The organism is Mumia sp. zg.B17, assembly GCF_019550915.1.
In the GTDB taxonomy this organism is placed as follows: domain Bacteria; phylum Actinomycetota; class Actinomycetes; order Propionibacteriales; family Nocardioidaceae; genus Mumia.
On the sequence record NZ_JAHWCI010000008.1, the window covers coordinates 37,025 to 50,945 of the forward strand.

12 protein-coding genes are annotated in these 13,921 nt (G+C 70.4%); 2 read left to right on the forward strand and 10 right to left on the reverse strand.

Going from position 1 to position 13,921, the window contains the following annotated elements:
• Positions 1–96 precede the first annotated feature (96 nt).
• The 6 genes from KV097_RS13365 to KV097_RS13390 all read right to left on the reverse strand — a co-directional run bounded on the left by KV097_RS13365 (position 97) and on the right by KV097_RS13390 (position 6,787).
• On the reverse strand, positions 97–942 hold the full coding sequence (locus KV097_RS13365; protein ID WP_301022157.1) for a TatD family hydrolase: 846 nt from the start codon (positions 940–942) through the stop codon (positions 97–99).
• Positions 939–2,777 (reverse strand): methionine--tRNA ligase, encoded by a 1,839-nt coding sequence (gene metG, locus KV097_RS13370; RefSeq protein WP_220343599.1) that lies wholly within the window; start codon positions 2,775–2,777, stop codon positions 939–941. Before metG ends, KV097_RS13365 begins: the two co-directional genes overlap by 4 nt.
• A gap of 29 nt (positions 2,778–2,806) precedes the next feature.
• Entirely contained in the window at positions 2,807–3,928 is a 1,122-nt protein-coding gene (locus KV097_RS13375; RefSeq protein ID WP_220366153.1) for a hypothetical protein, read from the reverse strand.
• A 17-nt stretch (positions 3,929–3,945) separates the two neighbouring features.
• A complete protein-coding gene (locus tag KV097_RS13380; protein ID WP_220366154.1) occupies positions 3,946–5,100 on the reverse strand; it encodes a hypothetical protein in 1,155 nt (384 codons plus the stop codon).
• Positions 5,097–5,477, reverse strand: a complete 381-nt coding sequence (locus tag KV097_RS13385) for a hypothetical protein (protein ID WP_220366155.1) — start codon at positions 5,475–5,477, stop codon at positions 5,097–5,099. Before KV097_RS13385 ends, KV097_RS13380 begins: the two co-directional genes overlap by 4 nt.
• Before the next feature lie 140 nt (positions 5,478–5,617).
• Complete coding sequence (locus tag KV097_RS13390; RefSeq protein WP_220366156.1) at positions 5,618–6,787, reverse strand: hypothetical protein; 1,170 nt, start codon at positions 6,785–6,787, stop codon at positions 5,618–5,620.
• A gap of 172 nt (positions 6,788–6,959) precedes the next feature.
• On the opposite strand from KV097_RS13390, the gene KV097_RS13395 reads away from it, so the two are divergent.
• Complete coding sequence (locus tag KV097_RS13395; RefSeq protein ID WP_220366157.1) at positions 6,960–8,645, forward strand: hypothetical protein; 1,686 nt, start codon at positions 6,960–6,962, stop codon at positions 8,643–8,645.
• A gap of 39 nt (positions 8,646–8,684) precedes the next feature.
• Here KV097_RS13395 and rsmI read toward each other — a convergent pair whose 3' ends face one another.
• Positions 8,685–9,512 (reverse strand): 16S rRNA (cytidine(1402)-2'-O)-methyltransferase, encoded by an 828-nt coding sequence (rsmI, locus tag KV097_RS13400; RefSeq protein ID WP_220366158.1) that lies wholly within the window; start codon positions 9,510–9,512, stop codon positions 8,685–8,687.
• Between the two features lie 67 nt (positions 9,513–9,579).
• On the opposite strand from rsmI, the gene KV097_RS13405 reads away from it, so the two are divergent.
• On the forward strand, positions 9,580–11,253 hold the full coding sequence (locus tag KV097_RS13405; RefSeq protein ID WP_220366159.1) for a dolichyl-phosphate-mannose--protein mannosyltransferase: 1,674 nt from the start codon (positions 9,580–9,582) through the stop codon (positions 11,251–11,253).
• Positions 11,254–11,257: 4 nt separating this feature from the next.
• On the opposite strand, the gene KV097_RS13410 is transcribed toward KV097_RS13405, so the two are convergent.
• From KV097_RS13410 to KV097_RS13420, 3 genes are all read right to left on the reverse strand, one after another.
• On the reverse strand, positions 11,258–12,514 hold the full coding sequence (locus KV097_RS13410; RefSeq protein WP_220366160.1) for an RNA polymerase sigma factor: 1,257 nt from the start codon (positions 12,512–12,514) through the stop codon (positions 11,258–11,260).
• Positions 12,499–12,876: a YciI family protein gene (locus tag KV097_RS13415; protein ID WP_220346181.1), complete on the reverse strand. Its 378-nt coding sequence runs from the start codon at positions 12,874–12,876 to the stop codon at positions 12,499–12,501. The genes KV097_RS13410 and KV097_RS13415 overlap by 16 nt, the downstream gene beginning before the upstream one ends.
• Before the next feature lie 87 nt (positions 12,877–12,963).
• Entirely contained in the window at positions 12,964–13,791 is an 828-nt protein-coding gene (locus KV097_RS13420) for an aldo/keto reductase (protein ID WP_220343590.1), read from the reverse strand.
• Positions 13,792–13,921 lie beyond the last annotated feature (130 nt).

Sequence of the window (13,921 nt, forward strand, 5' to 3'; positions counted from 1 at the left end):
GTAACCAGATCGTGACGTGAAACCCAACCCCCCGTGGCCTGAGTCACAGTCCACCAGGGAACTTACCTTGTTGTGGTTTCGTCTCGCGAGAGCGCCTCAGCCCCAGCTGCCGCCGAACGCAGCATCGGTGTTGGTGTCGATCGCCTCACACAGCTCCTCGAGCTCGGCTCCGAGGACGGCGGCCATCGCGCGCACCGTCGTCGGCACCAGGTAGGAGGCGTTCGGACGGCCCCGGTAGGGCGTCGGAGTGAGGAACGGAGCGTCGGTCTCGACCAGGACGCGGTCCATCGGGGTGACGGCGAGCGCGTCGCGGACCGGCTGCGCGTTCTTGAACGTGAGCGTCCCCGAGTACGACAGCCAGTAGCCCCGCTCGACGCACGCCCGAGCGAAGTCGGCGTGCCCCGAGAAGCAGTGCATGACGGTCCGCTCGGGAGCCCCCACCTCGTCGAGCACCGCGAGCACGTCGGCATGGGCGTCGCGGTCGTGGATGACGAGGGTTCTGTCGTGCTCCTTGGCCATCGCGATGTGAGCCCGGAACGACGCGTGCTGCGCCGTACGGCCGTCCTCACCGGTCCGGTAGTAGTCCAGCCCGGTCTCCCCCACGGCGCGCACCCGCGGACTCGAGACGACCAGCGACTCGATCTCGGCGAGGGCGTCGTCGAGCCGCCCTTCGGCCGCCAGCCGAGGCGCTTCGTTGGGGTGGAGCGCGACACCCGCGACGACGGAGTCGTGGGACTCGGCTGCCTTCACCGCCCACCGAGCACCGGGCAGGTCGCACCCGATCTGGACGATCCGTGTCACATTCACCTGGCGGGCACGGTCGACCGCGTCGACGACCGCGAGCTGCTCGGCGGAGTCGTCCATGTCGAGGTGGCAGTGGCTGTCGGCCACCGGGCGCGGGAGCGGCTCCGGCAGCGGCGGCCGCTCTCCGTCACGGCTCACGCGGGTGCTTCCTCTCGGACGATGGGCGCCCACTCCGGGCCGGTCTCCGCCAGCGAGGGGTCGAGCTTGGCGAACAGCGGCGTCGGCTTGACCAAGGGCGTCCCCGCGACGATCTCGGTCCGGCGCCACACCGCCTGCTCGGCGGTGTAGTCACCGGTGATGACGGGATAGCTGACGCCCATCTCGGGCACGCCCACCCCGATCGGGTCGGCAGGCAGGTCGTCTCGCACCTCGCGGACCTCGGGCTGTGCCGCCCACACTCCGGTGCCGCCCAGCGTCTCGAACACCCGCTGCGCCGCGTGCGGGAGGAACGGGGTCAGCAGCGTGTTGGCGTCGGCCACGATCTGGAGGGCGGTGTGCAGCACGGTCGCCTGACGCTCACGGTCCTGCTTGAGCTTCCACGGCTCCATGTCCGAGAGATAGCGGTTGGCGAGGGTCACCACGCGCATCGCCTCGGCGACGGCCTGCTTGAAGCGGCTCCGCGCCAGGTGGTCACCGACGGTGTCGAAGGCGGCCGCGGCCGCGTCGAGGAGAGCCTGGTCGACGTCGGTCAGTGCGCCTGGCGTCGGGATCTCTCCGAAGTTCTTGTGGGCCATCGAGACCGAGCGGTTGACGAGGTTGCCCCACTCGTTGGCGAGCTCGAAGTTGGTCCGTCGGACGAACTCCTCCCACGTGAAGTCGGCGTCCTGGTTCTCCGGCCCGGCGACGGCGATGAAGTAGCGCAGCGCGTCGGGGCCGAAGTCGCGAAGGAAGTCGCGGACATAGATGACCGTGCCGCGGCTCGTCGAGAACTTGGAGCCGCTCATCGTCAGGTACTCCGAGGAGACGACCTCGCTCGGCAGCTGGAGCTCGCCGAGCGGACCCGCCTCCCCACCCTTGTCGCCGAGACCGCGGTAGCCCAGCAGCAGCGCCGGCCAGATCTGGGCGTGGAACGTGATGTTGTCCTTGCCCATGAAGTACGCCGACTCGGCGTCTGGGTTCGTCCACCACTCGCGCCACGCCTCCGGGTCACCGGAGCGCACCGCCCACTCGACCGAGGCCGACAGGTAGCCGATGACCGCGTCGAACCAGACGTACAGCTTTTTGTCGTTGCGGTCCGACCAGCCTTCCAGCGGGACAGGCACGCCCCAGTCGATGTCTCGCGTGACGGCCCGCGGACGCAGGTCGTCGACCAGGTTCAGGCTGAACCGCAGGACGTTGGGGCGCCAGTCGGAGCGCGACTTCAACCAATCGGCGAGCGCGGAGGCGAGCGCGGGCAGGTCCAGGAAGAAGTGCTCGGTCTCGACGAACTCCGGCGTCTCGCCGTTGACCCGGCTGCGCGGGTCGATGAGGTCGGCGGCGTCGAGCTGGTTGCCGCAGTTGTCGCACTGGTCGCCGCGCGCACTGTCGTACCCGCAGATCGGGCACGTGCCCTCGATGTAGCGGTCGGGGAGCGTCCGGCCGGTCGACGGGGAGATCGCCCCGGTCGTCAGCCGGGGAACGACGTAGCCGTTGCGGTAGAGGCCGGCGAAGACCTCCTGCGCGATCGCGTAGTGGTTGCGGGTCGTCGTGCGGGTGAACAGGTCGTACGAGACCCCCAGCCCGACGAGGTCGTCGACGATCACGCGGTTGTAGCGGTCGGCCAGCTCGCGTGCGGTGACACCCTCGGCGTCGGCCTGGACGAGGATCGGGGTCCCGTGCTCGTCGGTGCCCGAGACCATCAAGACCCGGTCACCCATCATCCGGTGGTAGCGCGAGAAGATGTCGGAAGGAACTCCGAACCCCGACACGTGACCGATGTGGCGCGGACCGTTGGCGTAGGGCCAGGCGACCGCGGTGAGGACCGTCTTCGACATGCCCTCATCCTACGGAGCCCGGCTCGGGCTCAGCGGCGGAGCCCGCGGGGCAGGACGCGGTCGACGACCTCGGCGGGCGACGGCACCCCTGCGCGCCGCAGGAGCCCGACCCCGGAGCGCTCCTGCATCGCGGCCTCGACGGCACCGGCGACCGCCCGAGCGGCCACGTCGCTCGGGACCGGGACGGTCTTGGGGATCCGGTCGGGCGTGTCCCGGCCGGGGCGCGGCACGCGCAGGGCGTCGAGGTCGCCGACGACCTCGACGCCGCTCGCCCGGATGTTGGCGACGACGTCGGTGCTGATCGCTCGCAGCCGCTCGACCGCCCACCGCGGCAGGACGAGACCGGGCGCGCCTGGATCGGGGGGCTGAGCCTTGAGCGCACGTGCGACACCGACACGGACGAAGTGCCGGTAGTCGCGAGGGCTCCAGCTCCTTGAGCGGAACTCCCGGTTGAGGGAGCGCACGAGCTCCACCTCCGGCAGGGTCAACGAGCGGTTGAGCCGGTCGGGCTCGGGCTCGAGGACACCCTCGGGGAGCCCGACCATGGCCTCGAACGTCCGGAGCAGTGTCGAGCGGCGGTCGTCGTCGACGACGACCACCCGCACGCGGTCCGGGCCGACGACGTCGACCCAGCGCTGGACCAGGACGTCGTGCCGGTGCCGTCGCCAGAAGCCCGACCCGTTCGGGTCGTCCTCGCGCAGCGTCTTCTTCAGCCACCGGCGCAAGGACGACACCGAACCGTTCTGGACGTACTGCTGCCACTGCGACGGCGCGATCTTGTCGAGTGGTCGCAGCGTCACCACCACGTGGACGCGATCCCGACCCAGGTCGGTCACGACGCGGTCGACGGCGTCACCCACGGCGTCGGCGAAGAACTCGCTCGAGACCACCACGCGGCCCCGCCCCGGGATCGACGCGACGAAGCGCTCCCAGTCGCTGATGTCGAGCGGCGGCTCCCCGAGCATCGGCCCGTGACCGGTGACGGCGACGACCGCCTGGATCGGCGTACGACTGCGGCCGGGGTAGCGAACGCCGTGCTCACGAAGGGTGGAGGATGCCGCGAAGAATGCGCTCTGCACGGCAGTGGTGCCCGTCTTGTGGGGTCCGACGTGAAGAAGCAGGCCGTCTTCTGGCAGAAGCAGGTCACTCATGTCGTCCGATCCCCCCGTCAGGACTTGCTGCGCCGTTCCGTCAGCCTGCGGCGGAGTAGACCCGCGAGCTCGCGGGTCGTGTAGTCGTCGACCGGCTTCCATCCGCGGACCCGTCGCGCGTCGACCTTCGGCTCCCCGGTCTGGGCCATCGCGCCGATCATCGCGAGCGACGCCACCTCGGGCGAGACACGACGCGCCGAGTCGGGTTGCTCGACCGCGCCGGCCGGCGCAGGCGGCGCGACCAGCGTGTCGAGGTCGCCGACGACCCGGACACCGGACTTCCACAGGTTTGCAACCATCGTCTCGGTCAGCGCCGCGACCCGGTCCTGCGCCCAGGGAGGCGTCACGATCTTGGCCTCGTCCTTGCCGGGCTGCCGCGTCCGCAGCTCGTTGACGACGCCGTTGCGCAGATAGTGGAAGTGAGCCGAGGACGGCCACCCTGCCTCCCTGTACAACCGGTTGAAGTCGCGAACGACCTCGATCTCACCAAGAGTGAGCGAACGGTTGGAGAGATCCTCCTGGAGCTCGAGCAGCCCGGCGGGAAGCCCGACGAGCTCCTCGAAGACCCTGAGCACGAGCTCGTGGTCTCGCGGGTCTAGGACGACCACGGTGACGTTGTCGGCCCCGACGACGTCGGCCCATCGCTCGGCGAGCTCGTCGTGGCGGTGACGTACCCAGAAGGTCGGCGTCAGTCCCTTGCGCGGGGTGTCGCTGAACATCTCTCGCAGCCATGCGTCGTACGAGATGTCGTATCCCGTCTGGACGTACTGCTGCCACTGCGACGGAATCAGCCGATCGAGCGGTCGCAGCGTGAGGACGACGTGGATCTGCTCGCGACCGATCTCGTCGACGATGCGCTCAACCTTCGGTAGGCGCGCCTGCGCGAGGTACTCGCTGCTGAGGACGACGCGCTGACTGCCGGCGGCCTCCATGTCGGCGAGCAGCGCCTTCCACGCGGACAGGTCCGGCTCCGGGCCGCCGAGGAAGCCCCTGCCACCGACGGCGGCAACCACGGCGAGCATCTCGTGACGTCGCGAGCCTGCGTAGTGCACACCGTGCTGCTCGAGCTTGGGACGAGCCGCGTGGAACGCGGCCTGGAGCGAGGTCGTCGCGGTCTTGGGCGGGCCGACGTGGACGAGTCGGACTCCCTCGGGAAGCAGGAGGTCACTCATCGCTCGCCTCCCACGCGCAGGAGTCTGCGGGCTACGACGCCGGTCAACTGGACGACGCCGAGCTGCGAGGGGGGACGGCGACCGACGGGCAGGTCGTGCGCGTCCTCGGTCCGGGCGTCGGTGGGGTCGGGCACGAGCGGCGCGGGCCCCTCCCGCAGGGCCTGGGCGACCACGTCGGCGACCGCGGCGGCGACCCGCTCGGGAGCGAGCGTCGCGGAGTGAGCGTCGGCGTCACCGCCGTCGTCTGCTGCGTGCCACGCAGCCGCGAGCCGCCGACGAGTGTTCAGGCTCCAACGCCGCTCGCGAGCCTCGTCGTCGACCCGCCGCAGCACGTCGCTGTCGGCTGCGGTCGCAGGCCCCGTGCCGGCAGGCCCCATCGTGTCCAGCTCCTCGCTCGCTCGCGGCGCGACCGGGCCTCGGTCGGCGTCGGCCCACGCACGTGTGGATATTGGTCGGGATGAACGAAACCACAGGCTACACGCAGGACGTCGAGGATCCGGACGGCCTCGTCAGTGGTTCACCCGCGGCGAAGGACTCGCCCCATCCGTCGGCGTCCGCGACGGATCAGTTCCCGCACCAGCATCGACGTGGGAAGCGGCTTGAGAACGCGGCCGGATGAGACGGCCGCCGCCTGCTCCACCTCCGTCGCACTCTGGTGCGCCTTGAGGACAGCGAGCGCCAGCCGTCCCGCGATGTCTGGCGGAACGTCTGGTGGTGGAACTTCGTCCGACCCGGAGCCGTGCAACGACAGGACGCCTAGGTCGCCGATGATGCGCACGCCGGACGCGGCAATGTTCGCCGCCGCCTCGGCACCGATCTCGGCCGCTCGCGCGACGGCCCAACCGGGAGTGGGAACGGGCACCTCGGACTGCGTGGGGGCGCGTTCCTTCACCACTGCCCCGACGGTGGTGCGTGCCATGCGTGCATGGAGCGCCCGATCCTGGCCGTCCGCGAGATAGGCCGCGTTGTAGGCGCGCAGGGCTTCGGCCTCCTGGAAGGTGAACGACCGGTTCTCGCCCCCTGCGTCGACAAGGGTGCCTTCGGGCAGCCCCAGCATCCGTTCGAACGTCCGGTTCAGCATCCCTCGGTCGGATGGATCGAGGACGATGACCGTCACGTTCTCAGTCCCCGCTGCTGCGGCCCATCGCTCGACCAGCTCGTCGTGGCAGTGGCGCTTCCAGAACGATGGGTTGACCCGCGAGGCGACCGACCTGTCATCGGCAAGGATCCTGCGCAACCACTCCTCGTACGGCATGCGGAGGCCGCGTAGGACGTACTGCTGCCACTGGGACGGCAGGATCTTGACGAGAGGACGAAGAGTGATGACGATGTGCGTGTCGGGGCCGAAGGCCTCGACCACCTTGGCCGCAGCCGCTGCGTCGGCATCGGAGAAGTACTCGCTGCTGACCACGACGCGGCCGCCTGGCGCGGACCGGGCGTCGGCAACAAGTCGCTCCCACGCACGCCGGCCTGCCCGAGGCTTGGCGTAGGGAAGCATGTGGTCGACCGCGTAGCCGACAGCCAGCGCTGGGTGCCGCGCCTTGCCGGCACGCGTGACGCCATGAGCCGCCAGCGTGGGAAGCGCGGCGTGGAGCGACGTCTGGATCGCAGTCGTCCCGGTCTTGTGCGGGCCGATGTGGATCAGCCGCACGCCCTCGGGCAACAGCAGGTCGTCGGTGTCGCTCATCAAAAAGGGCTCCTGTGTATCGGACGACGTCAAAGGCTACACGCGACACCTCGTCCGTCCGCGCCGCCGGGCTCCTCGTACGACTGTCCGAGCCGAGCTCTCTCCTGCGCGCCGCTCACCCCTTCAATGTGCCATGGTTGGTCGCACCTACTACGAGACGAGGAACACCTCCATGACTGCTTCCGCCATCTTGCGCCCGTGGCGGCGAATGTCCGTGATCCTGGTCGCGGTCGCGATGGTCGCTGGCCTGCCGCTCGCCGCTCAGCCCGCGAGCGCGACGTCGAAGGGCAGGTCCACGATCAGCGGGAAGGTCTCGACAGCCGCTCCCGACAAGCGGGCGCATGACGGCGTCACGGTGGTTGCCTACCGCCGCACCGCGGTCAACCGTTGGGTGCGTCAGAAGTCCGTCCGCACGACCCGCTCGGGCGCCTTCACCATCAAGCGGGTCCCCGCAGGTACGTACCGACTCTTGGCCCGATCGAACAGCTGGAACGCCGCGGACCGATGGTTCGGCGGGGAGACGGTGTGGGACGGGCGGCCGTCAGGTCGCACCCTGACCGCCGCGGGCGGGAAGTCGTTCAAGGTCAAGACCGGCAAGACGTCGAAGCGGCACCACACGAAGCTGGCTGCCGCGGGCGAGCTCAGAGTCACGTTCGTCGACGACCGAGGGCTGAAGCCGGTCCTAGGGACGGTGACCTACCGGCGGCGCGCTGACGGGAACGGCAACGGGCAGTGGCGGACGACCCCGCTCGACGACTCGTACAGGCTGCGCACTCTCCAGCCCGGCCGGCACACCGTGAAGTACCGCGGCGTCGACGGAGCATGGCGCACGTCCGTCGTCGTCGTGAAGGCCGACGCGAAGGCGCCCACCAGCCTCAGGGTTCCAGCATCTATCCGACCGCTGGCGGCTACTCCTTCGCTCAGCGTGATGCCCAGCGCATCGGGCGCTGACAAGATTGCTGTCGATCGCTGGAGCCGCTTCTTCAACTACCCGAACGACAAGTTGTCCATCACCTACCAGTGGTACCGATCGGGAGCGGCGATCGCCGGGGCCACCGGACCGGAGTACGTCAGCACCCCCGCAGATCGGTCACACCGTCTCTCGGTTCACGTGACCGCTTCGCGTCCCGGCTACACGCCGGTCGTCATCAAGTCCCAGAGCACCGCGGTGTCCCGGAGCACCACGACGACAGCACTGACACTGTCGAAGAGGTCGGCTCGCTTCGGCGAGACCGACACGATCATTGCGACGGCGAAGGTCACCGCAGCCGACGGCGGATCCGTTGCCGGCGAGGTGCGGTTCAGCGCTGGTCCGCGAGACTGCGTCGAGGAGAGCGGCTGCGAATACCTCAGCTGGATCGCCTACGCCGACGTGAACGCCTCCGGCGTCGCGACGATGCGGCTCCCCCGCCGGCTCAGCGTGGTGACGCAGATCGAGGCGTCGTTCTGGCCCCGTGTGTCGACATCTGGTTTCGTGTCGCCGTCGACCGCGCGAGCAGCGCCGATCACCGTGATCCCCCGCGCTTCGCGCACGAAGGTGTCGCTGCGACCCAAGTCCGTACGCCGCGGCGCGCGGCCGAAGGTCACCGTGCGAGTGACCGTGCCAGGAGGCATCGCGCCCCACCAGATCGTCGGGTCGATCGTCGTCACGGCGAACGGCAAGAAGGTTGGTGCGTGGAAGGCCTCCGCGTTCCCACACACCAACAAGGTGAAAATCACGCTGAAGCGGTTCTCCCGGAAGGGAACCTACAAGATCCGCGCGCGATTCGTCGCAGCCCCGGGACCGCAGACGCGCCACCAGGTCCGCAGCGGCGCGAAGTCCAGCACCAGCAAGCCGGTGAAGCTGCGCGTGCGCTGATCCGCCGGGCGAGCGGGATCACGACCCGATCCCGCTCGCTCAGCGGTGCACGAGGTCGAACACCGCGCGTCGGCGCACGCCGGTGCGGCGGGCGACGTCGGCGATGGCGTCCTTGCGCGACATGCCCGCACGCTCGCCGGCCGCGACCATCTCGAGCAAGGTCGCCTCGTCGTACTCACGCGCCGGCGCGCCGTCGACCACGATCGTGATCTCGCCACGGACCCGCTCGTCGTCCCCGGCAGGGCGCGCCCAGGACGCCAACTCCTCGAGGGTGCCGCGCCGGACCTCCTCGTAGGTCTTGGTCAGCTCGCGGCACACCGCGCCGCGTCGCTCGGGGCCGAACGCCGCCACCATCGCGTCGAGCGTGTCGGCCGTACGGTGCGGCGACTCGAAGAAGACCATCGTGCGCGGCTCGTCGGCGAGTGCCGCGAGTCCGCGGTCACGCTCGCCGGTCTTGCGCGGCAGGAATCCCTCGAAGGTGAAGCGGTCCACGGGCAGCCCGGACACGGCGAGCGCGGCGAGCGCCGCCGAAGGGCCTGGGGCGACCGTGACCTCGAGCCCGGCCTCGACCGCGGCGGCGACGAGGCGGTAGCCGGGATCCGACACGCTCGGCATCCCGGCGTCGGTGACGAGCAGGACCGTACGGCCGGCCTCGAGGTCGGCAACGAGCTCCGGTGTGCGCCGGGACTCGTTGCCCTCGAAGTACGACACGATGCGCCCGCCGATGCGTACGTCGAGGTCTGAGGCGAGTCGGTGCAGCCGACGGGTGTCCTCGGCCGCCACGACATCGGCACCCGCCAGCAGGTCGCGCAGTCGCTGCGAGGCGTCGGCAGGGTTCCCGATGGGTGTCGCGGCGAGGACCAGCACGGGCCTAGCCTACGGTCGCCGTCCGCGACCGGCTTCGCCGCCACGTGGCGGCCGCTAGGGTTGCCGAGTGTCCGTGACCGTCGACGAGCGCAACGGGAGCAGCGAGAGGTTCGCGCCGCTGGGCCGCACGCCCGAGGGTGCGCCGCTCCCGCCGCTGCGCGACCGGTTCCGCTCGCGGATCGCCGACTCCCCCCGGCTGCTCGGCTGGCTGGGTCCGATCGCCGTCACGCTGCTGGCGTTCGCCGCGCGTGTCTGGCGCCTGGAGTATCCACCGCGCCTCCTCTTCGACGAGACCTACTACGCCAAGGACGCCTGGTCGCTGCTGCGGTTCGGCTACGCGCAGGACTGGGTCGAGGACGCCAACGCGAAGGTCGAGGCCGGGCAGACGACCGGTCTGTGGACCGGAGAGCCGACACAGGTCGTCCACCCCGAGGTCGGCAAGTGGATGATCGCGATCGGCGAGCAGCTGTTCGGGATGAACGCGTTCGGCTGGCGCATCTCGGCGGCCGTCGTCGGTGCGTTGACCGTGCTGGTCCTCGCCCGGATGGTCCGCCGCCTCAGCGGCTCCACGGCGCTCGGCTGCCTCGCGGGCCTGCTCCTCGCCGTCGACGGCGTGCACCTGGTGATGTCCCGGCTCGCGCTCCTCGACGTGTTCCTCGCGTTCTGGCTGGTGTGCGCGGTCGCGTGCGTCGTCGCCGACCGAGAGTGGGGTCGCACCCGGATCGCCCGGCGCTACGCCACCACCGAGACCGTTTCGGGCTTCGGTCCGGTCCGGATGCTCCTGCTGCGCCCGTGGCGCCTCGCCGCCGGGGTGTGCTTCGGGCTGGCCGTCGGCACCAAGTGGAGCGCCCTGTACGTCCTCGCCGCCGTCGGCGTCTTCGTCTGGGTGCTCGACGTGATCGACCGTCGGGCGATCGGCGTACGCGGTGCGTGGTGGCGCTCGATGATCGTCGACGGACTTCCCGCGTTCGTGTCGCTGGTGATCGTGGCCCTCGTCGTGTACGTCGTGACCTGGACGGGGTTCCTGGTGAACCACGAGGTCTTCGAGGGCCGGTTCGGGCTCGGCTACGGGGACGCGCAACCGTGGGGGTCAGCCATCGACAAGACCGACAGAGGGCTGATCGGAGAGCTGCTGCGACCGCTGGAGTCGCTGTGGCACTACCACCAGATGGTCTACTCGTTCCACACCGGCGACTACCTCGCCGGCAAGTCTCACCCGTACCAGTCGGACCCGTGGGGGTGGCTGGTCCTCAACCGTCCGGTCGGCGTCGACGCCCAGACCGACCTCGCCGCCTCGACGCCGGGGTGCGCGGCGAGCGGGACCGAGACGTGCATCCGTCAGGTGCTCATCCTCGGCAACCCCGCCGTCTGGTGGGGCGGGCTCGCCGCGCTCGTCGCGTCCGTCTGGTACTGGCTGCGCGACCGCGACTGGCGGTTCGGTCTCCTCGTGCTGGTGGTCGTGTCGGCCTGGCTGCCGTGGTTCGCCTACGACGACCGGCCGATCTTCCTCTTCTACGCGACCGCCTTCGTCCCGTTCACGTGCGCCGCGATCGCGCTCGTCGCCGGTCGGCTGCTCCGAGGGTCCCGCGGAAGCCGTCTGCGGTGGTGGGCGCCCGCGGCCCTCGGCACCTACGTGGCCGTGGCCCTGGCACTCGCCGCGTTCTTCTTCCCGATCTGGACCGACATCCTGATCACCCACGAGGAGTGGCTCCAGCGGATGTGGTTCTCCCGCTGGGTCTGATCCCCTAGCGCCGACCGAGTCGGTCGTGGCTCTCCTGCAGGAACGCGCGACTCCTGGGATCGGTGGTCAGCGAGATCGCCTTCGCGTACGCCGCCCTCGCCTCGTCCGCGCACTGCTTCCCCAGCTCGGCCAGCAGGTGGGCACGCAGCGCCCACGCCGGTTGGAACCGGCGAGCGGCGTCGGAGCCCGACGCCGCCGTGACCCCGTCGAGGACAGCGAGCCCGGCTCGTGCCCCCTCCACACGCGCGGTGGCCGCGGCGAGTGCGACCTGCGCTCCCAGGGTCGGCGCGGTCGCGACGAGGGCCCGGTGCAGCCGCAACAGCGCGGCGTGGTCCGTACGGCCGGTGCGAGCGCGGTCGCAGTGCGCCGACTGGATCGCTGCCTCCAGCTGGAACCGGCCAGGTCTGCCCCGGTCGGCTGCCGCGTGCAGGAGGCGCTCTCCGTGCGCGATGAGCTCGTCGTCCCATCGAGCGGGGTCCTGGACGTCGAGCGGCACGTACGCGCCGACCTCGTCCGTGCGTGCTCCTGCGCGTGCCAGCGAGAGGGAGACCAGCGCCGCGAGGCCGAGCGCCTCGGGCTCGTCGGGCAGCAGCGCGGCGAGGAGCACCGCGAGGTAGTGGGCCTCCCCGGCTGTCGAGGTCCGAAGCGTGGTGCTCGGAACCGCGGACCAGTCGATCGCGTACGCGCCGTACACCGCCTCGAGCACCGCAGGAAGCCGCTGCGGCATGACGTCACGGTCGGGGACGACGAAGGGGATCCGGGCTTCACGGATCCGGCGCTTCGCACGCACGAGCCGCTGCGCCATCGCGGTGGTCGGCACGACGTACGCCTCCGCGATCCGCTGGGCGTCCAGCCCGAGGACGGTCTGGAGCATCAATGGCGTGCGGACCGACGCATCGATCGCCGGGTGGGCGCACACGAAGAGGAGCGCGAGCCGCTCGTCGGGGATGCGGCCGGCGGCCGACTGGTCTGCGTCCACGACCGCGATCGCCTCGTCAGGCATCGGCGAGGACGTCCGATGTGCCGCCGAGCGATAGAGGTCGCGGAGGCGGTTGCGCCCTGCGGTGAGCAGCCATGCGTCCGGGTTGTCCGGCACGCCACGTTCGGGCCAGGTCACGAGCGCCCTCTCGAACGCGTCGGCCAGAGCGTCCTCCGCGGTGGCGATGTCTCCGTCGGCGGCCGCGAGGAGCGCGAGCAGGCGGCCGTACGAGGCACGGGCCGCCCGCTCCGCCTCCCCGTACGCCCTCAGGGCTGGTACCACTGCCGCTCACGGCTCCATGTGAGCGCCGTCGGCCGGACCTCGACGGTCCCGTAGGTCGCCCCGGGGCACTTCTGCGCCCAGGCGAGCGCAGCGTCGAGGTCGGGCACGTCGATGACGACGATCCCGCCGACGTACTCCTTCGTGTCGGCGAACGGCCCGTCCTGGATCTTCGGCTCACCATCGACCGCGGTCACGGTCGTCGCCACCTCCGGCATGCCGAGGATCTGGGTCGTGACGAAGGCGCCCGCCTCGTCGAGGTCCTTCACGTACGTCTCGAACGCGGCCTTGACAGGCGCCATGTCGTCCTCGCTGATGCCCGCGTCACGCGGGTCGGCGTTGTGGATGAAGAGCGTGTACAACATCGGAGGTCCTTCCGTCGGTGTCGATCCTGACACCGTGATGACGGACGAGCCACCGGTCGATCGACACCTGGTGCAGGTTGCCGGAGCTCAGAGCTCCTCGTGCGTGTCCGGATCCCCGCCGCTGCGCGTCTGCGGACGGTCGCCGATCGCCACCATCTCCTCCTCGCTCAGTGAGAACCCGAAGACGTCGAGGTTGTCCCGCTGCCGTCGCGGGTCGCTCGACTTCGGGATCGGCACCACGCCACGCTGGACGTGCCAGCGCAGCGTGACCTGGGCCGGGGTGACCCCGTGCCGCTCCGCGATCTCGACGATCGTCGCCTCGGTGAGAAGGTCGGTCTTGCGGGCGAGCGGCTGCCACGCCTCGGTGACGATCCCGTGGTCGGCGTCGTACGCCCGCAGCTCGTCCTGCACGAAGTAGGGGTGGAGCTCGATCTGGTTCACGACGGGAGCGACGCCGGTCTCGGCGACGAGGCGGTCGATCTGGTCGGGCGTGAAGTTGGAGACGCCGAGGCTGTTGACGAGCCCGTCGTCGCGCAGCCGGATCATCGCCCGCCACGAGTCGACGTACCGGTCGAGCCGCGGGAGAGGCCAGTGGATGAGATAGAGATCGACGTAGTCGAGCCCGAGCCGTTCGCGCGACTCGCCGAACGCGCGCAGCGTCGGCTCGTATCCTTGGTCTTCTCCGCGCAGCTTGGTGGTGACGACCACCTCGTCACGAGGCACCTCGCTCATCGCGACGCCCTGCCCCACTCCCGCCTCGTTGCCGTACGAGGCGGCGGTGTCGACCAGGCGGTAGCCGATGTCGAGGGCGCTGCGGACGGCGTCGGCGGCTTCGGCGTCGTCCATCGGATAGGTTCCGAGGCCGATCGTCGGCAGCTCGAGCCCGTCGGCCATGGTCGTCGTGGGTGCCTTCATGACCCGAGCCTGGCACCGCCGCGGCACGGACGCAGAGCGGAAGCGATGCTGCCCGCCCGCGGCCCTCGCCGCCAACCAGAACACCCTGGTCGTCGACGGCCGAACCATGAGACGGTCGGGCTCCTCGCGA

Excerpts from the sequence above, each read along its gene's own strand:
- metG (WP_220343599.1), bottom strand. The coding sequence starts at position 2,777 with ATGTCGAAGACGGTCCTCACCGCGGTCGCCTGGCCCTACGCCAACGGT.
- KV097_RS13375 (WP_220366153.1), bottom strand. The coding sequence starts at position 3,928 with ATGAGTGACCTGCTTCTGCCAGAAGACGGCCTGCTTCTTCACGTCGGA.
- KV097_RS13380 (WP_220366154.1), bottom strand. The coding sequence starts at position 5,100 with ATGAGTGACCTCCTGCTTCCCGAGGGAGTCCGACTCGTCCACGTCGGC.
- KV097_RS13385 (WP_220366155.1), bottom strand. The coding sequence starts at position 5,477 with ATGGGGCCTGCCGGCACGGGGCCTGCGACCGCAGCCGACAGCGACGTG.
- KV097_RS13390 (WP_220366156.1), bottom strand. The coding sequence starts at position 6,787 with ATGAGCGACACCGACGACCTGCTGTTGCCCGAGGGCGTGCGGCTGATC.
- KV097_RS13395 (WP_220366157.1), top strand. The coding sequence starts at position 6,960 with ATGACTGCTTCCGCCATCTTGCGCCCGTGGCGGCGAATGTCCGTGATC.
- KV097_RS13415 (WP_220346181.1), bottom strand. The coding sequence starts at position 12,876 with ATGTTGTACACGCTCTTCATCCACAACGCCGACCCGCGTGACGCGGGC.
- KV097_RS13420 (WP_220343590.1), bottom strand. The coding sequence starts at position 13,791 with ATGAAGGCACCCACGACGACCATGGCCGACGGGCTCGAGCTGCCGACG.